A 23,580-nucleotide genomic window follows, 5' to 3' on the forward strand; every position below is an offset into this window, starting at 1 on the left:
CGGACCGCTTCGGTATCCGGAATCCACCGGCCCCTCGCGCATACCTACGTTTTCGGCCATGTGGCGTGACCGAGGGGCGTACAGAAGCTATCCCGTACACCACAAGCGCCCCGCGCGCCCGACCGTGCGCCCTACGCGCCAAGACGCCAACCGTGCCCCCCCCCGGCCAGGACAGACCAATGCGTGCGCCCCGCCCGCCGACCAGCGCCGTGCACCCCGCCCCCCGCACGCGCCACGCCGAGCCAGGCCCCGGCCGGGCCGACCCCCTGGACACCAACCGGCCACACCCACGCCCCCCACTCCCCCGCGCGGGGCAGCGGCCGGCCGAGCGATACGGAGTACCGCGCCGCGCACCGGGCGCACCGGGAGCGTTCACCACGCACCGCTCGCGCCGGACCACCGAGGCCCCTTCGTCGCGCACCCCTCACGCCGGACCGCGCCGGACCGTTCGCCGTGCGCCGGGCGCCGCCCCGAGGGAGTCTTGTGGCCTGGACACGGCACGCGGCCGGAGGAGGTGGTCGGCGTGTCCGACGGGCCGGGGCCGGAACCGGCGTCGGCGGACGGCGGGGAGACGGCCGCCCAGCCGGTGCTGTCGCTCGCCCTGGTGTCGATGATGCACGAGGTCCACGCGCACTCCGGCGCGGTGTATCTGCTGCGCCCCGACGAACCGGTCCTGGAGATGGCGGTGCACGCGGGCATGCCCCGGGCGTTCGCGGCGCCGTGGGAGCGGGTGGGGCTGAGCGCCCCGCTGCCGGTGGTGGACGCGGTGTGCGAACGGCGCCTGGTGTGGGTGGGCGGCGAGGAGGAGATGGCCCGGAGCTACCCGCGCATCGCGGTGGTGCTGCCGTATCCGTTCGCGCTGGCCGCGCTGCCCGTGGCGACGGAGCGGCGGGTGTACGGGGCGGTGTTCGTGACCTGGCCCGGCGGACGTCCGCCGGAGCTGGCCGACGCCGAACGCGACGGTCTGTGGGCGGCCTGCGAGCGGCTGGCGCTGCGCCTGGAACGGTCGGCGCCGTGGTCCCGGGCGCCCGGCCAGGGGGAGGACGTGCGGGCGTCCTCGGTGGCCGGGGCCGCGACGGTGGCGGAGACACTGGGCTCGGTCGAGGCGGTCCGGCTGGTGTCCCGGCTGCCGTACGGGCTGATGTCGCTGGATCTGCACGGCCGGATCGGCTTCGTGAACCCGGCCGCCGCCGAACTGCTCGGCCGCCCGGCCGGGGAGCTGCTGGGCACGCCGCTGTGGGCGTCGGTGCCCTGGCTGAACGACCCGATGTACGAGGACCGCTACCGGGCGGCGCTGATCAGCCAGCAGACGGCGTCGTTCGTGGCGCTGCGCCCGCCCGGGAACTGGCTGTGGTTCCGGCTGTACCCGAGCACGACCGGGCTGAGCGTGCGCGTCGGCCGGGCCCACTCGGTGACGGAGCCCCCGCACGGGCCCCGGCAGGCCGGCCCGGGCCCGTCCCGGCTGATGACGATCTCCCAGGTGCTGAGCCTGGCGGGCGCGCTGACCGAGGCGGTGGGGGTACGGGACGTGGTGCAGCTGGTCTGGGACGAGGTGGCCCCCGCCGTCGGCAGCCAGGCGATGGCGATCCTCGGTTCGCAGGGCGGGCGGCTGCACGTGCTCGGGCACCGCGGCTACCGGGACCCGCACATCGTGGAGCGGTTCGACGGGCTGCCGCTGGCCGAGCGCACCCCGGGCACACAGGCGCTCAGCACCGGCGTGCCGGCGTTCTTCGACTCCCGGGCGCACCTGGAGCGGCTGTACCCGAGCCGGCACGAGACCCCGGACGGCTTCGCGGCCTGGGCGTATCTGCCGCTGATCGCGTCCGGCCGGCCGGTGGGCACGTGTGTGCTGGCGTACGCCGAGCCGCATGCGTTCCCCGCCGACGAGCGGGCGGTGCTGACCTCGCTCGGCGGGCTGATCGCGCAGGCCCTGGAGCGGGCCCGGCTCTACGACGCGAAGCACAGCCTGGCGCACGGTCTCCAGCAGGCACTGCTGCCGCACTCGCTGGCGCCGCTGCCCGGCATCGAGGCGGCGGCCCGCTATCTGCCCGCCACCCACGGCATGGAGATCGGCGGCGACTTCTACGACCTGGTGCCGGCCCGGCCGCTGGCGGCGGCGGTGATCGGCGACGTCCAGGGGCACAACGTGACCGCGGCGGGCCTGATGGGGCAGATCCGCACCGGCGTACGGGCGTACACCACGGTGGGACAGGCGCCGCACGAGGTGATCAGCAGCACCAACCGGCTGCTGATCGATCTGGGCGCCGAGCTGTTCGCCAGCTGTCTGTATCTGCGGCTGGACCCGGCCCACGGGCGGGCCGTGATGGCGCGGGCGGGCCATCCGCCGCCGCTGCTGCGCCGGCCGGACGGGAAGGTGAAGGTGCTGGACCTGGCCGGGGGTCCGCTGCTGGGCATCGACGCCTCGGCGGTGTATCCCACGACCGAGGTGTCCCTGGCCCCGGGTTCGGTCCTCGTCCTGTACACCGACGGGCTGGTGGAGTCCCGGGGCGTCGACATCGAGGACGCGCTGGCGGACCTCGGCGGACTGCTCGCGGACGTCGGCGACCAGCCGCTGGAGAGCCTGGCGGACGCGGTGGTCCGGCACGGCGTGGCGGCGCGGGAACGGGTGGACGACGTGGCGGTCCTGCTGCTCCGGGCCCGCGACGACGGGTGACCGCCCGGCCGGCGCCCGGCCGCCCGCCGGGGAGACCGGCAGCGCAGGACGAGGTCCGGCGGTCCGGGTCCGGCCCTCCCGCGGGAGGGCCGGACCGCTCCCCGCCGGCTGGAACCGAGGGGGGCCGGCCGGGGAGTCTCCAGGGGCGCCGGTCCGCTCAGCGGGTACCGGTGGGGGCCGGCGTTCCGTCGTCCGCCGCGCCGGGACGGTGGGCACCGGCACCCGGACCGGTCTCGTCAGCGGAACCGGAACCGACACCGACACCGACACCGGCACCGGCACCGGCACCGGCACCGGACTGATCGTCCGCGCCCGTCTGGCCGCCCTCCCCTCCGCCCGCTCCCCCGCCGAGGGTCGCCCCGGTGGCCCGGAGGGCGGTGGTGACCGGCTGGAAGAAGGTCTCGCCGCCACCGGCGCAGTCGCCGCTGCCGCCGGAGGTGAGGCCGAGGGCGCCGCCGTCCCGGGTGAACAGGGGCCCGCCGCTGTCGCCCGGCTCGGCGCACACGTCCGTCCGGATCAGGCCGGTGACGGTGTCGACACCGCCGGGGTCGGTCTCGCTGGGGAAGTTGACGGTGGCGTCCAGCCCGGTCACCCGGCCGTCGTGCAGCCCGGTGGTGGAGCCCATCCGGAACACGGCCTGGCCGACGGTGGCCTCGGCGGCCCGGCCGATGGGCACGGTCCGGCCGTCGCCGGTGTCGACCTCGCTGGGCGCCCGGGTGCCCGGGTCGTCGTACGTGACGAGGGAGAAGTCGCCCTCGCCGGGGAAGGTCGCCCGGTCGACGGTGGCCGTCGGCCCGCCGGTCTCCGTGTCGGACCACTTCTCGGCGGCGACCCCGCAGTGACCGGCCGTGAGGAAGGCGGGGCCGCCGTCGGCGGCGGTGACGTTGAAGCCGAGGGAGCAGCGCACGCTGCCGCCCCGGGTCTGGGAGAAGACGGCGTCGCCGCCCGAGGCGAGCGTCCTGAAGGTGCCGGGGGACCTCTTCAGGGTCGCCGTGCCGGGGCCGAGCCCGCGCACGGCCGACCGGATCCTGTCCCACCGGGCGCCCGTCACCGTGGAGTCGGCGGTGACGAGGACCTTGCCGGTGCGCGGGTCGACGGCCCAGGAGGTGCCCGGGACGGCCGCCTCGGCCTTCAGCGTCCGGGTGGCGGCCCCGAGTTCGGCGGCGCTGTTGGCCACCCGCCGGACCACCGCGCCCGACTTCTTCGCCCGGCCGATGACGTCGCCGTCGCCGCCGGCCACGTTGACGACGAGCCGTTGCCGGCCGCTGTCGTAGTAGGAGCCGGCGAAGGCGTCGCCGAGGAGCCTGCGCAACCGGGCGTCGAGGTCCGGTGCGTCCGAGGCCCGCAGGGTCCTCGCGGTGCCGGTGCCGGTGCCGGTGGTGCGCGGCGCCCGGCCGTCGCCTGTCGCGTCCTGCGAGGCGCTCGCGTGGGGCAGCACAAGCGCCGCCGCGCCGAGTGCCGCGACACCGCCCACCGCCATCACTGCCTTGCGCCGGGGTTTTCGCTGGTGACTCAACCTTGTCGACCTCCTGGGACGGGGAGCCCGCCGTTCGCGGGCCGTACGGACCGGGGTGGGTATCGCGGCGCCTGGATGGCCGTAGGTACGCGCCGACGGCGCGGTGTGTTCAATTCCGGTTCCGTACGGACGTGGTGGGGCGGCGAACCGGCCACCACCCGCCAGCCCACGATCGATCACTGTCAGCTACCGATCAGTAACGGTCGGCTGTCGACATCAAGTGGAATCCCCCCTTCAGGGAATCTGCACATCCATTACCCAGGCGCCTCACCGGCCCCCGGGCTTCTGCACAACCGCGCACCCCGCGGCACGCCTTTGGCGAGGAGTGCCGGATTCGCGTTCCGGTCCGCAAGGCGCCCGTCGCGACGATGCCGTGCGGCATGTGAAGGAGTAGCCGACACGACGTGCGCGCGCCTGCACGGATGAACCCCGTCGGGAGCCAAGTCCCCAGGTGAGAGCCCTGATTGATTGGAAGCGCGCCCCGCGTGCGTGCTTTGATCCATCGCACCGCCGGGGTCCGGCGGGCCCCCGGAACCGGGTGCCCGGCGCCCGCGGTCGCGGCCGTCCGTCTGTCCCCAGAGGGGGCCGCTCCCCCCTTGTGAAGTCATCCATATGAAGGGAAGTTCCATCATGAACTCCACCCCCCAGGTCGAGACCGTCGAGATCTCGGACGCCGAGCTGGACAACGTCTCCGGCGGTCTGTCCGTGAACACCCTCAACAGCACCCTGGGCACCGTGAACGAGATCGCCCCCGGCGTGACCGGTCTGGTCAACACGGTCGTCGGCACCGTCGAGGGTGTCACCGGCCTGAACACCGCCCCGATCAACGGCCTGGTCGCCGGCCTCTGATCGCACACCCCGGTGTCACCCGAAGTCCCGGAGCCGTTCCTCGGCTCCGGGACTCTCGGACGTTGGGCACCGGACGCGTCACCCATGCGTCACCTCATGCGTCTCCCCCACAGGTGAGGGAAGTTCCGTGCAGTTCCGCCAACAGGCCCTCGCCAAGCTCCAGTCACCGGAGGAGCTGGACCTTCCGGTGCGGCTGGCCCGTCCGCAGGGCTGGCTCGCGCTCGGTGTCACCGTCGTCGTCATGGCCGCCGCCTCCGTGTGGGCGGTGACCGGCTCGGTCGCCTCCACGGTGAGCGCGCCCGCCATCCTCACCCACGGACAGGGCAGTTATCTGCTCCAGAGCCCGGTGGCCGGACAGGTGACGGCCGTCCTCGCCCGGCAGGGCGAACGGCTCCCCGCGAACGCGCCCGTCCTCAAGGTCCGTACGGAACACGGCGAGACCGTGGTGCGGACGGTCGCCGCCGGCCGCGTCACCACGCTCGCCGCGTCCCTCGGGCAGATCATCCGGACGGGCACCGACGTCGCCGCCGTCGAGAAGGTCGCGCACGCCGCCGACCCGCTGTACGCGACCGTGTACGTACCCGCCGAGAAGGCCGCCGCCATCCCGGCGCACGCCTCCGTCGACCTGACCGTCTCCTCGGTCCCGGCACAGCGGTACGGCGTGCTGCGCGGCACCGTGAAGTCGGTGGACCGCGGCGCGCAGTCCGCCCGGTCGATCGCCGCGTACCTCGGCGACAGCCAGCTCGGCGAGCAGTTCAGCCGCGAGGGCCGCCCGGTCGCCGTCCTGGTGGAGCTCGCCGAGTCGCCCGCCACCAAGAGCGGTTACCGCTGGTCCAGCGCCGGCGGACCGCCGTTCCGGCTGGAGTCCATGACCCTCGCCACCGGCTCCGTCCACCTCGCCGACCAGCGTCCCGTCGATTGGCTGCTCCCGTGACCACCGCCCAGGAAACCCGTGGCCGCAGACGGGCGGCCCCCGCCAAGCGGCCGGCCCCCAAGTCCCGTACCGGCAGGGCCCGTACGCCCACCGTGTTGCAGATGGAGGCCGTCGAGTGCGGCGCCGCCTCCCTCGCGATGGTCCTCGCCCACTACGGCCGGCACGTCCCGCTGGAGGAGCTGCGCATCGCCTGCGGTGTCTCCCGCGACGGCTCCCGCGCCTCCAGCCTGCTGAAGGCGGCCCGTAGTTACGGGCTGACCGCCAAGGGCATGCAGATGGACCTGGCCGCCCTCGCCGAGGTGCGGGCCCCGGCCATCCTCTTCTGGGAGTTCAACCACTACGTCGTCTACGACGGCATGGGCCGCCGCCTCGGCCGGCGCGGGGTGTACGTCAACGACCCCGCCAAGGGCCGCCGTTTCGTGCCCATCGAGGAGTTCGACGGCAGCTTCACCGGGGTCGTGCTGGTGCTGGAGCCCGGCGAGGGCTTCACCCGGGGCGGGCGCCGCTCCGGGGTGCTCGGCGCGATGCCGGCCCGGCTGCGCGGCACCGCCGGCACCCTCCCGGCGGCGGTGCTGGCCAGCCTGCTGCTGGTCGCGGTCGGCGCGGCCGTGCCCGCGCTCAGCCGCACCTACATCGACACCTTCCTCATCGGCGGGCAGACCTCGCTGCTGGGCGTGCTGTTCACCTCGATGGCCGCCTGTGTGCTGCTCACGCTGGTGCTGACCTGGCTCCAGCAGGCCAACCTGCTGCACGGCCGGATCATCTCCTCCACCCTCTCCAGCGCCCGGTTCCTGCGCCATCTGCTGCGGCTGCCGGTGACCTTCTTCGCCCAGCGCTCCCCCGCCGACCTGGTGCAGCGCCTGCAGTCCAACGACCAGGTCGCCGAGACCCTGGCCCGTGACCTCGCGGCGGCCGGCGTGGACGCGATCGTGGTCGTGCTGTACGCGGTCCTGCTGTACACCTACGACCCGCAGCTGACCTTCGTCGGCATCGCGGTGGCGCTGCTGAACGTGGTGGCCATGCGGCTCGTCGTACGGCTGCGCGCGACCCGTACGGCGAAGCTGCGCGCGGACACCGCACGGCTCACCACCACCTCGTACACCGGTCTTCAGCTGATCGAGACGCTGAAGGCGACCGGCGGCGAGGACGGCTACTTCCGCAAGTGGGCCGGGCAGCACGCCACCACGCTGGAGGAGCAGCAGCGGCTCGGTGTGCCGAGCGCCTGGCTGGGCGTGGTCGCGCCGACCCTCGCCACCGTCAACAGCGCGCTCATCCTGTGGATCGGCGGGCTGCGCGCGGTGGAGGGGCACATCTCGGTCGGGCTGCTGGTCGCCTTCCAGGCGCTGGTCGCCCGCTTCACCGCGCCGCTGACCCGGCTCAACGGCGTGGCGGGCCGCATCCAGGACTTCGCGGCCGACGTGGCCCGGCTGAAGGACGTGGAGAACTTCCGGACCGACCCGCTCTACGCCCGCCCCGGCGGCGACTCCGCCCGGCGGCTGCACGGCCATGTGGAGCTGGAGAACATCACCTTCGGCTACAGCCCGCTCGACAAGCCGCTGCTGACCGGTTTCGACCTGACCGTGGGCCCCGGGCAGCAGGTGGCGCTGGTCGGCGGCTCGGGCAGCGGCAAGTCCACGGTCTCCCGGCTGATCTCGGGCCTGTACACGCCGTGGGACGGGGTGATCCGCATCGACGGCCGCCGGCTGGAGGACATCCCGCGCGGCGCGCTCGCCGCCTCCGTGTCCTTCGTGGACCAGGACGTCTTCCTGTTCGAGGGTTCGGTCCGCGACAACGTGGCCCTGTGGGACCCGTCGATCCCCGACGAGGCGGTGGTGGAGGCGCTGACGGACGCGGCGCTGTACGACGTGGTGATGCGCCGGCCCGGCGGCATCCACAGCCGGGTCGAGCAGGACGGCCGGAACTTCTCCGGCGGGCAGCGCCAGCGCCTGGAGATCGCGCGGGCGCTGGTGCGCCGGCCGAGCATCCTGGTGCTGGACGAGGTGACCAGCGCGCTGGACGCGGAGACCGAGCTGGTGGTGATGGACAACCTGCGCCGGCGCGGCTGCGCCTGTGTGGTGATCGCGCACCGGCTGAGCACGGTCCGCGACAGCGACGAGATCGTCGTCCTGGAGCACGGCACGGTCGTGGAGCGCGGGCGGCACGAGGAACTGGTGGCGCGCGGCGGCGCGTACGCGGCGCTGGTCAGGGAGCGGTGAGATGACATCCGTGCGGGAAGGCGACCTCGTCCTCGGGGCGCTGGGTTCGCTGGGCACCCGGCTGGACTGCGCCGGCCTCGGCCGGCTGGACCTGGCGGGCCCGCAGGTGCTGTGGCTGGTCGCGGCCGGTGCGCTGGACCTGTTCGCGGTGGACGCCGCCGAGCAGGGCCACTGGCACCACCTGGGCCGGCTGGAGGCGGGCACGCTGCTGCTCGGCCCGGTCACCGGGCCCCGGCACACGCTGGTGGCCCGCCCGGTCCGGGACTGTGTGGTGCACCGCGTCGCCCTGCGCGAGCTGTACCAGCCGGCCGGCACCCAGACCTGGTCCTACGACGAGTACGGCACCCCGCAGTACGTGCCGCCGGCCTCCAGCCCGCTGGAGTACGCGGTCGCGCTGGGCGTCGGCCGGGGCCTGTCCGTGCTGTTCCAGGCGCCGCTGGCGGACGAACGCGCCGCCGCGCCCGCCGACGACGACGTGTTCTGGATGCAGGTGCCGCCGGGCAGTGTGCAGTACGGCTCGCTGTACGGCGCCGAGGCCGCGGCCGATCTGCTGATGGACCCGGCGCTGTGGCAGAGCATGGTGGACCAGCAGTACCGGCTGCTGACCGCGCTGGACCGGTGGATCGAGCAGCTGGAGCAGGCCCACGAGACGCGTACGGCCGCCGGGATCAAGGCCGGTGAGGCGGTGCGCGCGCAGGCCGACCGGACGCTGCTGGCCGCGATCGGCAAGCGCTCGTCCCGCCAGCCGACGGCCGCCGACGCGGACGCCACCTACGCGGCCTGCGAGCTGGTCGCCCGGGCGGCCGGGATCGCGCTCGCCGAGCCCGGGCGGAGCGGCACCACGAGCGAGCGGCTGGACCCGGTGGAGCGGGTGGCGCTGGCCTCCCGGGTGCGTACCCGCGCGGTGCGCCTGGAGGGGCGCTGGTGGCGGGAGAACACGGGCCCGCTGGTCGGCCACCGGGCGCTGTCCGGGGCCCCGGTGGCGCTGCTGTGGCGGCGCGGCGGCTATGTCGCCGTGCATCCGGGCACCGGTCGCGAGACCCGGGTCGGGAAGGACAACGCCGGGGAGTTCGAGCCGCGGGCGGTGATGTTCTACCGGCCGCTGCCCGACAAGCCGCTCTCCCCGCTCGGGCTGCTGCGGTTCAGCCTCCGCGGCACCCGCGGCGACCTGCTGAACCTGCTGCTCGCGGGGCTGGTGACGGTGGCCATCGGCGCGCTGGTGCCCATCGCGACCGGCAAGGTGCTCGGCGAGTACGTGCCGCGGGCCGAGGAGGGCCTGATCGTCCGGGTGTGCCTGGCGGTGATGGTGAGCGGGGTGGTCGCGGCGGCGTTCACGCTGCTGGAGAACCTGTCCATCCTGCGTCTGGAGGGCCGTATCGAGGCGGCGCTGCAGCCGGCCGTGTGGGACAGGCTGCTGCGGCTGCCCACCCGGTTCTTCACCCGGCGTTCGACCGGCGAGCTGGCCAGTGCGGCGATGGGCATCAGCGCGATCCGCCGGCTGCTGGCGGGCGTCGGCCCGGTCGTCGCCCAGTCGGTGACGGTCGGCGCGATGAACCTGGGGCTGCTGCTGTGGTACAGCGTGCCGATGGCGCTCGCGGCGGTCGGCATGCTGCTCGTGGTCGCGGCGGTGTTCGCGGGGCTCGGGCTGTGGCAGGTGCGCTGGCAGCGGCGGCTGGTGGTGCTCGGCAACAAGCTCAACAACCAGGCGTTCCAGACCCTGCGCGGGCTGCCCAAGCTGCGGGTGGCGGCGGCCGAGAACTACGCCTACGCGGCCTGGGCCCGCGAGTTCGCGCGCGGCCGGGAGCTCCAGCAGAAGGTCGGCCGGATCAAGAACCTGACCACCGTCCTGGGCGCGGTCTACCTCCCCGTCTGCACCCTGCTGATGTTCATGCTGCTGGCGGGCCCGGCCAAGGGCGCGATGTCAGCGGCGGACTTCCTGACCTTCAACACGTCGGTGACCATGCTGCTGACCTCGGTCACCCAGCTGACCGGCGCGTTCGTGTCGTCGGTGGCGGCGCTGCCGCTGTTCGAGGAGATCAAGCCGGTGCTCCAGGCCCGGCCCGAGGTCCGGGCGGCGAGCACCCGTCCGGGACCGCTGTCGGGCGCGCTGGAGGCCCGCCGGCTGTCCTTCCGGTACGCCGACGACGGCCCGCTGGTCCTGGACGACGTGTCCTTCGCCGTACGGCCGGGCGAGTTCGTGGCGGTCGTCGGCCCCAGCGGCTGCGGCAAGTCCACGCTGCTACGGCTGCTCATCGGCTTCGACCGGCCGGTCTCCGGCAGCGTCCTGTACGACGGCCAGGACCTGGCGGCGCTGGACCAGTCCGCGGTGCGCCGCCAGTGCGGGGTCGTCCTCCAGCACGCGCAGCCGTTCTCCGGCTCGATCATGGACGTCATCTGCGGCGCGGAACCGTACACGCCGGAGGAGGTGATGGCGGCGGCCGAGCTGGCGGGCCTCGCGGAGGACATCCAGCGGATGCCGATGGGGCTGCACACCATCGTCGCGGCGGGCGGCGCGATCTCCGGCGGGCAGCGGCAGCGCCTGATGATCGCCCAGGCCCTGATCCGGCGCCCGCGGATCCTGTTCCTCGACGAGGCGACCAGCGCCCTGGACAACGACACCCAGCGCGTCGTCATCGACAGCACCCGCAAGCTGAACGCCACCCGGATCGTGATCGCCCACCGGCTGTCGACCGTCCTGGACGCCGACCGGGTGATCGTCATGGAGGAGGGCAGAATAGTCCAGCAGGGCCCCCCGTCCGCCCTCCTCGCGGACACCACCGGCCGCCTGCACGAACTGGTACGCCGACAGCTCGCCTAGGCCCGGTCGTCGGGCTCCCGCTCGTCCGTCCACTCCGGCTGATGGTGGGAGGGCATCCAGTGGTGTTCGGTGAACCAGCGGCCGAACAGGGCGCCGCCGTAGATGACGAAGCCGACGCCGATCAGCCAGGACTCCACGACGAGGACGGTGCCGACGGCGCCGTAGCTGAGGGCGTTGGTGACGATCAGCGGGGTGAACACCAGGTAGGAGAAGGCCCGCAGGCCGATCAGGCCGATGACGGTGGCCACCGCGCCCGGCAGCAGCGCCCGCCAGCGGACCTGGCCGCCCAGCAGGAAGCGCTGCCCCCACCAGAAGAACAGCGCGCCGCTCACCGTGGACAGGGTGATCCGCTGCCCGCCGTGCAGCGTCGTCTTCGTCGCCGCCTCCTGGTAGAGGTACGCGGTCAGCACCACCAGCCAGGTCGCCTGCCGCCACACCCGGTGCCACGGGCCGGACGCCAGGCCCCAGATCCGTTCGTAGGCGTTCTGCACGCTGCCGCCGAAGGCCACGCCGAACACGGCGAGCAGGACGCCGCTGAGGACGCTGGTGGTGCCGATGACCTTGCGGGGCGGGCTGATGACGTCGGTGACCGCGTGCGCGGACCGGCCGGACAGGCCCATGCCGTCGGTGAGCCAGGAGGCGAAGCCGCCGCGCACCAGGGGGTCGGCCGCGGCGACCACGATCAGCAGCGGCGCCAGCGTCACCAGGGCCAGGGTGGCGAACCCCATCGCCCGGTGCATCAGCTCCAGTTCCCGCCCGTGCTCGAACAGGGCCCGGATCCGCAGCCACCGCCACGCGCGGTGCAGGCCGCGCCGCAACCGCCTCACCGCTCCTCCCGTGCTCGCCGCCGCCCCGCCGTCGTACCGATGTCTCCAGCCCGGCACGTGCCGGGCGGCCCGCAGCCGCGGCGCGGACACCGGCACGGCGGGGTGCCGCGCACGGGTGACCCGGCCCACCGGCGGGCGGTTTGGGCGCCGCCACGACGGAGAAACGTCAATCCGTGCGGAGCACCGACCACGACCCGCCGGACGGCCGGCGGCGGATCCTGATCCTCAGCGCGAGCATGGGAGCCGGCCACGACACCGTGGCCGCCGAACTCGCGCGCCGGGCCGGGGCCCGGGGCGAGCGGGCCGAGGTGGTCGACGTGCTGCGGCTGCTGCCGTACGGCCTGGGCACCGGGCTGCGCCGCGGCTACCAGGCGTCGGTGCGCCACCTGCCCTGGGCGTACGCCGGGATCTACGACGCGTTCCTGCGCGAGGGGCGCGGCCCCAGGCCCAGCGGGGTGCCGCTGGCCCGGCTCGCCGGGGACCGGCTGACGGATCTGGTGGACCGGTTGCGCGCCGACGTGGTGGTGTCCGTCTTCCATCTGGCCGCGCAGCTCACCGGGCACCTGCGGGCCCGGGGCGCGCTGCGGGTGCCCAGCGCCGTGTTCCTGCTGGACTTCGCGGTGCACCGGCAGTGGCTGCACCCGGGCAACGACCGGTATCTGTGCCTGACGGACACGGTGGCGGTGCGGGTGCGCCGGGCGCTCGGCACGCCGGTGGTCACCACCGGCCCGGTGGTCGCGCCCGCCTTCCGCGGTCCGGCCCCCGGCGCGGCCCGGTGGCGGGAGCGGTTCGCCGCGCGGGCGCCCGGCCGGCCCCCGGTGCTGCTGTCCGCCGGCGCGTGGGGCGCGGCGTCGCGGCCGGCCGCCACCGCCCGGCTGCTCGCCCGGGCCGGCTGGCTGCCGGTGGTGCTGTGCGGCCGCAACGAGCGGCTGTACGCCCGGATGTCCCGGGAGCCGGCCGCGCTGGCCCTCGGCTGGGTCGACGACATGCCGGGGCTGCTGGCGGCGGGGCACGCCCTGGTGGACAACGCGGCCGGCCAGACGGCCGTACAGGCGCTCGCGGCGGGCCTGCCGGTGGTCGCCCACCGCCCGCTGCCCGGCCACGGCGCGGAGGGCGTCCGCCGGATGGCGGAGCTCGGCCTGTGCGCCCTCGCCCCCGACGGCCCCGCGCTCCTGAAGGCCCTGGACGGCCTCGGGGAGGACTCCCCGGGACGCGCCGCCCGGGTGGCCCGGGGGCACGCGCTGTTCCGGGGGGACATGCTGGAGAGCCTGCGGGACCTGTGACACGGCGCCCCGCAGGACCCGCCGGCCCCGCGCCCCGGCACGTCGCGGGCGCCGCCACGACGTACGACAGGGCCCGCGCCGCCCCACCGCCACGGTCACCCCCCGGCCACGTGCTCCGGTACGGCCGATCGGGGTGCGGCCGGGGCCGGAGCCGTGTCGTGTTCGCGGAGAGGGCCCACCGTCAGGCCCGCCTCCCGGCAGTCCCGCACGATGGCCGGGAGGGCGCCGAGCGTGGCGTGCCAGCAGCCGGGGGCCGAGTACCGGTCGGCGTCGTGCAGCAGCACGGTGCCGCCGCCGCGCAGGTCCGCGGCGACCCTGGCCCGCACGGACCCCGGTGTGGCGTCGGCCGTCCAGTCCCTGCCCCACGCCGACCACAGCACCGTACGCAGCCCGGCCCGGCGGGCGGCCAGCCAGCGGCCGGTGGTGAGGATGCCGTAGGGCGGGCGGTACCAGCACGGGCGCCGCCCGGTGAGGTCGTGGACGACGCGGACGGTCCGGGCCACCTCCTCGGCGTCGCGGGCGAACGCGGGCCGCCAGGGCCGGTCGTGGCGCCAGCCGTGCACCCCCAGCTCGTGCCCGCGCCGCACGGTCTCGCGGACCAGCCCGGGATGGCGCACCGCGTGCTCGCCGACCACGAAGAAGGTGGCCCGCGCCCCGAGCCGGTCCAGCGCGTCGAGGAAACGCGGGGTCGACTCCGGATCGGGCCCGTCGTCGAAGGTGAGCGCGATGTGCCGGACGTGGCCGGTGCCGGCGAGACCGGGGAAGAGCAGCGGCCGCAGGCCCGGCAGCCAGCTCGCCGCCGGGACGATGTGGGCCGCGGCGGCGCCGGCCGGCAGCAGGGCGGCGGCCGTCCGCCAGGAGCGTCCGGACACGGGGAACATCGGTGGACCTACCTCCTCGGGGTGCGGGGAACAGCGGTGGTGGAGCCGGGGGACGACGCCGGGCCGCCGGTGTCCCACTCCCCGCCGACGGACGGGGCGCGGGCGAGGCCGATGCTGCCGGCGCCGATCAGGGCGACGCCGACCGCCTCCGGCAGCATGCGCAGCCCCAGGTGGATCGTCTCGGCGAACAGCACCCAGCCGAGGATGACGCTGCCGAGCGCGTCGCCGAGGGTGAGGGCGGGCTGGGAGGCCGTCAGCGGTCCGGTGGCGAGCGCGCCCTGGAGGAGCACGAAGGCGACCAGTCCGGCGGCCCCCGTGGCGTACAGCGACCAGTGCCCGAACATCGCCGCGGGCCCGTCCGCCAGCCGGCCCACGGCCTCCTTCAGCAGCGCGGCCGTGGTGGCGAAGCACAGCGCCGAGGCCAGGCCGAGCAGGGTGGCCCGGGAGGCGCCCGGGGCCGGGCGGGCGGCCAGCCAGAGCAGCACGACGGCGCCGAGCACTCCGCCGCCGCCCAGCAGCCAGGCCCCGGGCCGGGCGATGTCCCGTCCGGCGGTCGGCGCGGCGGCCAGCAGGAACAGGGCCAGCCCGCCGGCCAGGGCGACGAACGCCAGCCAGGTCCGGGCGTCGGGGCGGCGCCGGAAGACGACGCTGCCGACGGCCAGGGTGAACAGCAGTTCGGCGGCGAGCAGGGGCTGCACCAGGGACAGGCTGCCCGTGGCCAGCGCCCCGGCCTGGAGCAGGCTGGACAGCAGGAGCATGCCGGCCCCGGCCAGCCAGCTGCGGCGCCGCAGCAGCTGGGGGATCCGGCGCAGGATGGACATCCCGGGCCCGCCGCCCTGGTCCGTCTCCTGTACGGCGGCCCGGCGCTGGAGCACCGAGGCGGACGCGTTGGCCAGGGCCGCGAGCAGGGCGAGCAGCACCGTGACCGCGGTCATGGCCGCTCACCCGAAGCGGGCGGCGAGCCGCCGGTAGAGTCCGGGCGCGGCGCCGCGCACCAGGACGGGCAGCCGGAGCCACCCGGGGACGTACACCTCGTCCCTGCCGTGCCGTACGGCGGCGCAGACCGCGTCCGCGACCCGCTCGGCGGGCACCGGCCGGGGCCAGGACCGGGTGTAGGGGATGCCCCGCCGGTCGAAGAAGGGGGTGTCGACCACGCCGGGGATGACGTGGCTGACGCCGACCCCGGTGCCGCGCAGTTCGTAGCGCAGGGAGTCGGCGAAGGTGCCGAGGGCGGCCTTCGCCGCGGAGTAGACGGCCTCCCCGCGCACGCCCACGCTGCCGGCCAGGGACCCGATGAGCACGACGCGGCCCGATCCGGCGGCGACCATGGGGGGCAGCAGGGCGCGCACCAGGCGGACGGTGGCCAGCAGGTCGACGCCCACGATCTCGTCGATGCGGGCGGCGGGCATGCCGGTGAAGTCGCCGGCCCAGCCGACGCCGGCGCCCGCCACCAGCAGGTCGAGCCGTCCGAGGCGGTCCACGGCGAGGTCGGCGAGTCTGCGGTCGGCGCCGGGCCGGGAGAGGTCCCCGGGCAGCGCGACCGCGCCGGACTGGGCGGCCACCTGCTCCAGTCGGGTGACGTCGCGGCCGTTCAGCGCCAGCCGCCAGCCGCCCTGGGCGGCCAGCCGGCGGGCCACGGCCGCGCCGATGCCGGAGGAGGCGCCCGTCACCAGGGCGGCACCGCCCCGGCCGGGCCGGCCGCCGGGCGGCGGGGCCGGGCGCTGCTCGTGGGCCGGGGCCGGAGCCGGCCGGGTGCCGTTCGACGGTCCTGCGGGAGACGGGGCATGGGACATGTGACGACCTCACTGCGACGGCGTACGGGCTCGCGAACTGTGGGGGCCGAACCCTCGGGGTGTATCCAGGGCGCCACACCCTGAAACACCGCGCACGGCGAGCACCGTCCCGGCCGCCCGCGCGGAGGCCCTTCGGGCCGCGGACCGGTGCCCGGAGCAGGCCGCCTCCCGGCTCCCCACGCCCCGGAAGCGGCCGTCGCGCCGGGCCGCAGGACGCTTGGGACGGCGCCGTCGGGTAACTCGCAGGGGAGATCACCCCATCGGCGGAAAGGAGAGGTCATGCCGGGCGGGAACGGCCACGACGACCATGAGGACCGGCAGGAGTCGGCCCTGGAGGAGGTGCTCCGGGAGGTCGAACAGGCCGAGAAGCGCGACGAGGACAAGGCCTCGGGCCAGGCCGGCGACGCCATCACCCCGAACACCGGGGCCCAGGAGCAGGCGGACGGGGAGTGAGCCGACCGGGCGGGGCACCCCGGGACGCTCAGGGGCGGGCCGCCGGCACCCTCGGCCGTGGCCCGTCGGCCACGGACCGGCCGGCGAGCCGTGCCGCCGACCGGCGGACCGGGTACGGAGCCGGGCCGGGCCGTTGATCGACGCCGGGCCGGGTACCCGGGGTCCATGAATCACCACCCGCGAGAACCCCTGCTGCCCCGCCCCCGAGGTCCCCTGTCCGCCGCGCTGACCGCGTGCCTGCACGGTGCGGGTCCGCTCCCCCGGCCCGCCGACGCCGGGGCGGCGGACCCGTACGGGGACGACCTCCAGCTCGCCCTGTACGTGTGCTACGAGCTGCACTACCGCGGTTTCGCCGGGGTGCCCGCGGAACGCGAGTGGGACCCGGAGCTGCTGCGGGTGCGGGCCGCGCTGGAGGCCCGCTTCCTGGACGCGCTGCGCGCCGACACCCCCGTCCACGACAGCCTGGACGACGCGCTCGGCGCCCTGCTGGTCGAGCCGGCCGAGGGCACGGGGGTCGCCGGTTTCCTGCACAAGGAGGGCGAGCTGTGGCAGGTGCGCGAGTACGCGGCGCTGCGCTCGCTGTACCACCTGAAGGAGGCCGACCCGCACGCCTGGGTGCTGCCGCGGCTGTGGGGCCGGGCGAAGGCGGCGATGGCCGCGGTGGAGTTCGACGAGTTCGGCGGCGGCCGGGCCGACCGGGTGCACGCGCGGCTGTTCGCCGACCTGATGACGGACCTGGGCCTGGACACCGCCTACGGCCGCCATCTGGACGCGGCCCCGGCCGAGATGCTGGCCCTGGTCAACCTGATGTCCCTGTTCGGCCTGCACCGGGAGCTGCGCGGCGCGCTGGTGGGCCATTTCGCCGAGGTGGAGATCACCTCCTCGCCCGCCTCCCGCCGGCTCGCCGAGGCGATGCGCCGCACCGGGGCCGGCCCGGCCGCGGAGTTCTTCTACGACGAGCACGTGGAGGCCGACGCGGTGCACGAGCAGGTGGTCCGGCACGAGGTGATCGGCGGGCTGCTCGCCGAGGAGCCGGAGCTGGCGCCGGACATCGCCTTCGGCATCGACGCGACCGAGTACCTGGAGGACCGGCTCGCCCGGCGGCTGCTGACCGACTGGCGGGCGGGCCGCTCGTGCCTGCGGATGCCTCTGGGGACGACGGGACAGCGGGAACCGGAGCGGCGGATTTCCCATACATCCTGAAACGAAGGGCATTCGGGTTACGTGAACCTTTTGCTGCTTCCGGGCGTGTACGCCCCGCAGGACGACACGGAGATGCTGGCGGAGGCCCTGCGCGAGGAGGCCCCGCCACCGGGCGCACGCGTGCTGGACGTGGGCACCGGGAGCGGGGCCCTGGCGCTGGAGGCGGCCCGGCAGGGCGCCGAGGTGACCGCGGTGGACGTGTCCCGGCAGGCGGTGTGGACGGCCCGGCTGAACGCCTGGCTGAGCCGGCTGCCGGTGCGCATCCGGCGGGGCAACCTCTTCGCCCCGGTCCGGGGCCGCGCCTACGACCTGATCCTGGCGAACCCGCCCTATGTGCCGGCACCGGAGGACGGGCGCGGGCCGCGCGGCCGGGCCCGGGCCTGGGACGCGGGGAGCGACGGCCGGCTGCTGCTGGACCGGATCTGCCGGGACGCCCCGGTGCTGCTGCGCCCCGGCGGGCTGCTGCTGCTCGTGCACTCGGCGCTGAGCGGCCCCGACCGCACCCTGGAGCTGCTGCGGGCGGCGGGCCTGAAGGCGGAGGTGATCCGGCGCCGCCGGGTCCCGTTCGGCCCGGTGCTGCGCTCCCGGGAGGACTGGCTGCGCCGGCGCGGGCTGCTCGCGCCGGCCGACGACAAGGAAGAGCTGGTGGTCATCCGTGCCGAACGACCCCGCTGACAGCGCGCCGGACGAACCCGGCGCCCCCGCCGCACCCGCCCGGCGGGTCACCGTGCGACGGCGCGGGCCCCTCCTGATGGAAGGGCCCGTGGAAGTCGAACTGGAGGACGGGACCACGGTCCGCTCGGACCGGTTCCGCGTCGCTCTGTGTACCTGTCGGCGCAGCCGCCGCTACCCCTGGTGCGATACGAGTCACCGCCGCAGGGCGGACCCGTCGCGCTGAAACCGTACGTTTTTCGCCGCTCCCCGGACGGCCCCCCACGGACCGGCCGGGGAGCGGCTGTGTTGCCCGGAGCCGGCGGGCGGCCCCACTCCGCCCGCCTGCCCCGGTTGCGAGATCGCCGGTTCCCCGTCCCCAGGGGCCGCACTCCCCAGTTGCGGGCCTGATCCGGCGTTCACGGGGTTCCGTGCGATCCCGGTCCTAGAACGCGAAGAGGCTGCCGCCCACGGCATCCCTCATGCACGCGTTGTCGAACGTGTGCTCGTAGGAGAGGCGCTGGCCCTGCCAGACGCCCTGGAGCGTCACCACGACCGGGTTGTACTCCTTGGTGCACATCACGCCGTCGGCGGGCCTGAGGGCGTCGAGGTCGCCATCGAGGCCGCGCAGCTCGGCGCAGGCCTCGGCCGGGGCGGGATGGGTGCCGGAGGCCGTCGGCGCGCAGCTCAGGGTGACGGCGCGCTCCGGAGTGGCCGTGGCCGCGTCGTTGCCGTGGCCGGTGGTGAGCACCAGGGCCGAGGGGGCGTAGAGCGACGACGGGGCGGCGCCCGGTGCGGCGACGGCGGCCCCGGTCAGGGGTCCGCATACGGCGGCGGCCGTGAGGCCGAGGGCCGCTGCCCAGCGCGCGGTGTTCCGCATTGTGTGCATCCTTCCGCTCGAACAGACGGGTTGCCGGCTCCGGCCCGGTCGGGTGCCGGAGGCGGCGTGCGCCACTCTGCCGAGTCCACCGCCGAAACTCACATCGAACCCATGGGTTTCAGTAACCTTTCGTGTTGAATCAGTGGCGTGAAGTCACGGAATTCGAACGGCGGGACCCCGTAACAGAGCGGTTTCCCGGTCCCGGGACGGGTTGGATGGCCGGAAATCAGCGCGTCGTTAATCGTCCTGAAACATTCCGATCCCGCCCGCCCGGAGACCCTTCATGACTCCGCGTGTTCATGAAGTGATCATCGCGTGGACGGTTCCCGTCCGGCCGGGGGCGCGGGACGCACGGACCGCACGGCCCCGCGCGCCCCGTGTGAAGCGGGCGCACGCACCGGCCGGACGCGCACGCTCCCGAAGGGCACGCTCCGGTAGTGGACTGGGGCCCGTCCTCCCCGAGAGGCCCCGCTCCGGCCGGCGGCTCCGGTGCTTCCCCCACCGGCCGGAGCGGGGTCAGATCTGCCAGGAGCGGAGCCGGTCGGCGGCGCCGTAGACGTCGGTCTTGCCGGAGATGAGATCCCGCGCGAGGTCGACGAGCGCGCCGTAGGGCGGGTCGATGCCGGCGCCGCTGACGAACATGTAGGCGACGGCGGTGGCGCAGGCGAAGCGTGCGTTGGCCGCGGGCAGCGGCTTGAGCACGGCGAGGGTGTGCAGCAGGGCGGCGGCCCGCCAGGCGGCGTCGGAGTCGACGCCGAGCCGGGGCGGGTCCACCCGGTGCCGGGCGACGGCGGCGACCAGCGCCGAGAAGTCGTCCACGGCGGGCTGGTCGGGCAGGACCTCTTCGTGCCGCTGGAGCAGCCAGGGAACGTCGATGTGGATGACGGAGGGCATCGGTCAGGCGGCCTCGCCCCGGCCGGGGCGCTCGTCGTCGGGGAAGGCCGCCGCGAACTCCTCGGCGTGGCCGGCGAAGAAGCGGCGGAACGCCTCCGCGCCCTCCTGGAGAGCGCGGTGCCGGGCGATGTCGGCGGCGGCGGCCTCGCGCACGAGGGCCTTCATCGACGTACCGCGCTCCTTGGCGATCTGGCGCAGGTCCTCTAGTTCCCGTTCGCTGAACTCCACGTTGAGAGCTGGCATGCCCTCACGGTACCGCGCGGGTACTCACGCGTAAATACGCCCAGGTGGGACCCCTTGCATCGCGGTACCGCAGGCTCCGATCCCGCCCCCTCACACGTCCAGCCTGCTGATGCGCACCGCACCGTCCGGGCGACCCGGGCGGGCGCTGGTGAGGGTCAGGCGCAGCCGGGAGCCGCGGACCGGGTCGAAGGTGATGACCGTGGGGCTGTCGGAGGCGGTGGCCCACTCCACCCGCGCCCCGGTCACCGGGACGTAGGCACGCCCGTTCCACACCGCCACCTCGGCCCGGGCGGGCGGGGTGTGGCCCGCGTCGGCCGTGAAGGAGACGGCCACCCGGTCGAAGGTGCGCGGGCGCCCGAAGTCCACCGAGACCCAGTCCTCCGCCCGGGCCCCGTCGAACGCGGGCAGCAGCGCGGTGGCCTGCTTGACGAAGGCGTTGGACCAGCCGGTGGCCGGATCGCCGTCCAGCATCGCGGCGGGCGGGGTGTCCGGGCGGCCGGAGTAGCTCGCGTCCGCGTACGGGTGGGCGGGCGGCGCGGGGTGGTCGGGGCGGAACACCGCGGGTGCGGTGGTCGAGGCGTGGCCGGCCTCGGTGGTGCGCAGACGGACGGAGCCCGGGCGCAGGCCGGCCGCCCGGGCGGTGACCTGGAGGGTGCCGGGCTCGGCGCCGCACCGGACGATGGCGAGCGCCTTTCCGTGGAAGGCGGTGCGGGTGCTCGCCTGGTAGCGCTCGGCGCTCTCCTGGCGGCCGTTGTCGACGCCGGCCAGGGAGCCGCCCGAGACGTCGAAGGCGAGGAGGTGTGCGGCGTCGGGCACGACGACCCCGTGCGCGTCAATGATCTCGGCGGTGACGAAGGCGAGCGAACGGCCGTCGGCGGTGAGGGAGGTGCGGTCGGCGGTGAGGCGTACGGCGTGCGGGGCGCCGGCCGTGCGCAGGACGTCGCTGGCGACGACCTTGCCGTCCCGCCGGGCCACCGCCCTGAGCTCGCCCGGCCGGTACGGCACCTTCCAGGTCAGGTGGAGTTTGCCGGCGCTGCCGTTGGGGCTGGTGTAACTGCCCGGGTAGGGGCCGTCGGTGAAGGTCTTGTCGTCGCCGGTGGCCTCGGTGGTCTCCAGGTAGGCGCGGCCGTCGGTGGTCTTCTTGACGTCGAACTCCCGTACGCCGAGGGACCTTCCGTCGAGGAACAGTTCGACCTCGGGCACGTTGGCGTACGCCCACACCTCGACGGTGTCGCCCTCCTCGTGGTTCCAGGTCATCGGCAGCAGGTGGACCATCGGCTCGGTCGTCCACTGGCTTTTGAACAGGTGGTACATGTCCTTGGGGAAACCGGCCGTGTCGACGGCGCCGAAGAAGGACGCCTTCACCGGGAACACGTCGTACGGGGTCGGTTCGCCGATGTAGTCGATGCCGGACCACAGGAACTGGCCCGCGAACCACTTCCGGTCCCGGTCCTTCTTGTGCCCGTACTCGCCGCTCATCGTCCAGGAGGCGAGGTTGTTGTCGTAGGAGGAGACCTCCCGCCTGCCGGGGGTGTGGTTCTCGCCGGTGTTGAGGTGCTCCGGTTCCTGGTAGGTGCCCCGGGTGGAGGTCTCCGAGGAGGACTCGGACTCGAAGAGGAACAGGTGCGGGTAGGCGGCGTGCAGGGCGTCCACCGACTTGGCCGTGTTGTAGTTGAGGCCGAGGCCGTCGAGCTTGGCGAGCATCAGGTCGGCCGCCGAGCCCTTGGCGGGCGGCCGCCGGTACTTGTCGGAGCCGATGACGAGCGGCCGGGTGTCGTCGGCCGCCTTGATCGCGCCGATGATCCGGTCCGCCATGGCCAGGCCCGCGGTGGAGGTGGAGTCGGGGATCTCGTTGCCGATGGACCACAGCAGCACGGCCGGTGAGTTGCGGGCGGCCAAGACCATCTCGGTGGCGTCCTTCTCGCACCACTCGTCGAAGAACCGGCCGTAGTCGTACCGCGTCTTGCCGGTGCGCCAGCAGTCGAAGGCCTCCACCAGCATCACGATGCCCAGTTCCTCGCAGACCCGGATCAGCTCCGGCGCCGGCGGGTTGTGCGAGGTGCGCAGGGCGTTGACGCCCATCGACTTCATGATCCGCAGCTGCCTGCGGACGGCGTCGGTACTGATCGCGGCACCGAGGGCGCCCTGGTCATGGTGGAGGTCGACGCCCTTGATCTTGACGGGGGTGCCGTTGAGGGAGAAGCCCTCGTCGGGGTCGAAGCGGAAGGTGCGGATGCCGAAGGGGGTGCGGTGGGTGTCGGTGGTGCGGCCGGCCACGCGCAGCTCGGTGTGCAGGGTGTAGCGGTGCCGCGGGGTCGCGAAGTCCCACAACACGGGGTCCGGGACCGTGAGTTCGTGGGTCGCGGCGGCCTCCCCCGCGGCGGCGACGGCGACCGTGCTGTCCGTACGGGCCACGGTCCGGCCGTCGGGGGCGGTGATCCGGGACCTGATCTCCACCTCCGCGGTGGCGCCCGAGTCGTTGCGCGCCGTCGTGCGCACCCGGACCAGCGCCCGGCCGGGCGAGACCTCCGGGGTGGTGACGTACGTCCCCCAGCGGGCGACGTGCACCGGCTCGGTGATCACCAGGCGTGCCTCGCGGTAGATGCCGCTGCCGGAGTACCAGCGGCTGCTGGGCAGTTGGTTGCGCACCTGGACCGCGAGCACGTTGGGCGTGCTGCCGTCGGTGTGCACGAGATCGGTGAGGTCGAGGGCGAAACCGGTGTAGCCGTAGGGGTGGCGGCCCGCCTCGGTGCCGTTGCAGTAGACGTGGGCGTCCATGTAGACGCCGTCGAACTCCACCGAGATGCGCCGGCCGGTGTACGCGCGCGGGAGGGTGAAGGCGAGCCGGTACCAGCCGAGACCGCCCGGGAGGAAGCCGGTGCCGCCGGTGGTGTTGTGCTCGGTGGTGGGGGTCTGCTCGATGCTCCAGTCGTGCGGGACGGCGACCTCGCGCCAGGCCGAGTCGTCGTGGCCCGGGTCGGCGGTCCGGGCCGGGTCACCGGCCGGGTCGGTGGCGCCGACCGGGTCGGCCAGGAGGAACCGCCAGCCGTCCCGCAGCGGCACGGTGAGGCGTCCGGCGCCGGACGCCTCGGCGGCGAGGGCGGCCGGGGCCGCCGCGAGGGCCGGGAGCGTACCGGCCGCGGGTGCTGCCGTGGCCACTACCAGGACCGACCTGCGCGTGACCGTCATAGGCGGCTCTCCCCCATCGGGACTCGTCATGGCGGGAGGGAATCCCGTCATGGCTCAGGGCTCATCAGGACTCAGAACTACTCAGAATTGATCGCGACCAAACAGATTCTGACGGCCTGCTCCACACGATCGTCAAGAGGGCGGACGTACCCGGCCGCCTCCGGCCGGGAACAGTCCGGATTTGCCCCTCACCGGCCCCCGGCCGTGTTCGGCCGGTCGGCCGACCGGCCCCGGCGCCGCCGCTCGCCGTGGGACGTCACGCACTACGCTGGAACA

Annotated in this window: 19 protein-coding genes; 10 read left to right on the plus strand and 9 right to left on the minus strand. The window is 74.7% G+C overall.

Going from position 1 to position 23,580, the window contains the following annotated elements; genetic code table 11:
• Window positions 1-523 precede the first annotated feature (523 nt).
• Window positions 524-2,674, plus strand: coding sequence for a SpoIIE family protein phosphatase (locus tag ACSURM_RS03730; protein ID WP_436953438.1), 2,151 nt, complete (start codon window positions 524-526; stop codon window positions 2,672-2,674).
• A 157-nt stretch (window positions 2,675-2,831) separates the two neighbouring features.
• On the opposite strand, the gene ACSURM_RS03735 is transcribed toward ACSURM_RS03730, so the two are convergent.
• On the minus strand, window positions 2,832-4,190 hold the full coding sequence (locus ACSURM_RS03735; RefSeq protein WP_436953439.1) for a S1 family peptidase: 1,359 nt from the start codon (window positions 4,188-4,190) through the stop codon (window positions 2,832-2,834).
• A 630-nt stretch (window positions 4,191-4,820) separates the two neighbouring features.
• On the opposite strand from ACSURM_RS03735, the gene ACSURM_RS03740 reads away from it, so the two are divergent.
• From ACSURM_RS03740 to ACSURM_RS03755, 4 genes are all read left to right on the plus strand, one after another.
• On the plus strand, window positions 4,821-5,039 hold the full coding sequence (locus tag ACSURM_RS03740) for a hypothetical protein (protein ID WP_030607508.1): 219 nt from the start codon (window positions 4,821-4,823) through the stop codon (window positions 5,037-5,039).
• 127 nt (window positions 5,040-5,166) lie between these two features.
• Complete coding sequence (locus ACSURM_RS03745; RefSeq protein ID WP_436953441.1) at window positions 5,167-5,973, plus strand: HlyD family efflux transporter periplasmic adaptor subunit; 807 nt, start codon at window positions 5,167-5,169, stop codon at window positions 5,971-5,973.
• The gene (locus tag ACSURM_RS03750) at window positions 5,970-8,189 is read left to right on the plus strand and encodes an NHLP family bacteriocin export ABC transporter peptidase/permease/ATPase subunit (RefSeq protein ID WP_436953443.1); all 2,220 of its coding nucleotides are present in this window, start codon (window positions 5,970-5,972) and stop codon (window positions 8,187-8,189) included. Before ACSURM_RS03745 ends, ACSURM_RS03750 begins: the two co-directional genes overlap by 4 nt.
• 1 nt (window position 8,190) lies before the next feature.
• Window positions 8,191-11,007 carry an NHLP bacteriocin export ABC transporter permease/ATPase subunit gene (locus ACSURM_RS03755; protein ID WP_436953445.1) on the plus strand — a complete coding sequence of 939 codons (2,817 nt, stop codon included), beginning with the start codon at window positions 8,191-8,193 and terminating at the stop codon, window positions 11,005-11,007.
• Here the strand turns inward: ACSURM_RS03755 and ACSURM_RS03760 are convergent.
• Window positions 11,004-11,834: a ribonuclease BN gene (locus ACSURM_RS03760; RefSeq protein WP_436953447.1), complete on the minus strand. Its 831-nt coding sequence runs from the start codon at window positions 11,832-11,834 to the stop codon at window positions 11,004-11,006. The two genes, ACSURM_RS03755 and ACSURM_RS03760, sit on opposite strands and share 4 nt — an antisense overlap.
• A gap of 236 nt (window positions 11,835-12,070) precedes the next feature.
• Here ACSURM_RS03760 and ACSURM_RS03765 point away from each other — a divergent pair, with 236 nt between their 5' ends.
• Entirely contained in the window at window positions 12,071-13,117 is a 1,047-nt protein-coding gene (locus ACSURM_RS03765; RefSeq protein WP_436960908.1) for an MGDG synthase family glycosyltransferase, read from the plus strand.
• Between the two features lie 95 nt (window positions 13,118-13,212).
• Here ACSURM_RS03765 and ACSURM_RS03770 read toward each other — a convergent pair whose 3' ends face one another.
• Genes ACSURM_RS03770 through ACSURM_RS03780 form a run of 3 tightly spaced genes read right to left on the minus strand, consistent with a single transcriptional unit; the run spans window position 13,213 to window position 15,791 of the window.
• Window positions 13,213-13,998 carry a polysaccharide deacetylase family protein gene (locus ACSURM_RS03770; protein WP_436953449.1) on the minus strand — a complete coding sequence of 262 codons (786 nt, stop codon included), beginning with the start codon at window positions 13,996-13,998 and terminating at the stop codon, window positions 13,213-13,215.
• Window positions 13,999-14,006: 8 nt separating this feature from the next.
• Window positions 14,007-14,933 (minus strand): DMT family transporter, encoded by a 927-nt coding sequence (locus ACSURM_RS03775; protein WP_436953451.1) that lies wholly within the window; start codon window positions 14,931-14,933, stop codon window positions 14,007-14,009.
• Window positions 14,934-14,939: 6 nt separating this feature from the next.
• Complete coding sequence (locus ACSURM_RS03780) at window positions 14,940-15,791, minus strand: SDR family NAD(P)-dependent oxidoreductase (protein WP_436953453.1); 852 nt, start codon at window positions 15,789-15,791, stop codon at window positions 14,940-14,942.
• A gap of 279 nt (window positions 15,792-16,070) precedes the next feature.
• Between ACSURM_RS03780 and ACSURM_RS03785 the strand changes: the two genes are divergently transcribed.
• The 4 genes from ACSURM_RS03785 (at window position 16,071) to ACSURM_RS03800 (ending at window position 18,345) form a co-directional block, all read left to right on the plus strand.
• Window positions 16,071-16,244, plus strand: coding sequence for a hypothetical protein (locus ACSURM_RS03785; RefSeq protein WP_167345730.1), 174 nt, complete (start codon window positions 16,071-16,073; stop codon window positions 16,242-16,244).
• Between the two features lie 165 nt (window positions 16,245-16,409).
• Entirely contained in the window at window positions 16,410-17,447 is a 1,038-nt protein-coding gene (locus ACSURM_RS03790) for an iron-containing redox enzyme family protein (RefSeq protein ID WP_436953455.1), read from the plus strand.
• Window positions 17,448-17,492: 45 nt separating this feature from the next.
• Window positions 17,493-18,122, plus strand: coding sequence for a HemK2/MTQ2 family protein methyltransferase (locus ACSURM_RS03795; RefSeq protein WP_436960910.1), 630 nt, complete (start codon window positions 17,493-17,495; stop codon window positions 18,120-18,122).
• Window positions 18,103-18,345 (plus strand): CDGSH iron-sulfur domain-containing protein, encoded by a 243-nt coding sequence (locus tag ACSURM_RS03800; protein ID WP_436953457.1) that lies wholly within the window; start codon window positions 18,103-18,105, stop codon window positions 18,343-18,345. The genes ACSURM_RS03795 and ACSURM_RS03800 overlap by 20 nt, the downstream gene beginning before the upstream one ends.
• Before the next feature lie 198 nt (window positions 18,346-18,543).
• Here the strand turns inward: ACSURM_RS03800 and ACSURM_RS03805 are convergent, their stop codons facing one another.
• The 4 genes from ACSURM_RS03805 to ACSURM_RS03820 form a co-directional block, all read right to left on the minus strand.
• On the minus strand, window positions 18,544-18,978 hold the full coding sequence (locus ACSURM_RS03805) for a subtilase-type protease inhibitor (protein ID WP_359042166.1): 435 nt from the start codon (window positions 18,976-18,978) through the stop codon (window positions 18,544-18,546).
• 516 nt (window positions 18,979-19,494) lie between these two features.
• Window positions 19,495-19,872, minus strand: a complete 378-nt coding sequence (locus ACSURM_RS03810) for a hypothetical protein (protein ID WP_030607468.1) — start codon at window positions 19,870-19,872, stop codon at window positions 19,495-19,497.
• A 3-nt stretch (window positions 19,873-19,875) separates the two neighbouring features.
• The gene (locus ACSURM_RS03815) at window positions 19,876-20,115 is read right to left on the minus strand and encodes a hypothetical protein (protein WP_030607465.1); all 240 of its coding nucleotides are present in this window, start codon (window positions 20,113-20,115) and stop codon (window positions 19,876-19,878) included.
• Window positions 20,116-20,205: 90 nt separating this feature from the next.
• Entirely contained in the window at window positions 20,206-23,304 is a 3,099-nt protein-coding gene (locus ACSURM_RS03820) for a glycoside hydrolase family 2 TIM barrel-domain containing protein (RefSeq protein ID WP_436953460.1), read from the minus strand.
• Window positions 23,305-23,580: the final 276 nt, after the last annotated feature.

The sequence above is a fragment of the Streptomyces sp. SudanB182_2057 genome (assembly GCF_964272715.1).
Taxonomy (GTDB): Bacteria; Actinomycetota; Actinomycetes; order Streptomycetales; family Streptomycetaceae; genus Streptomyces; species Streptomyces rubradiris.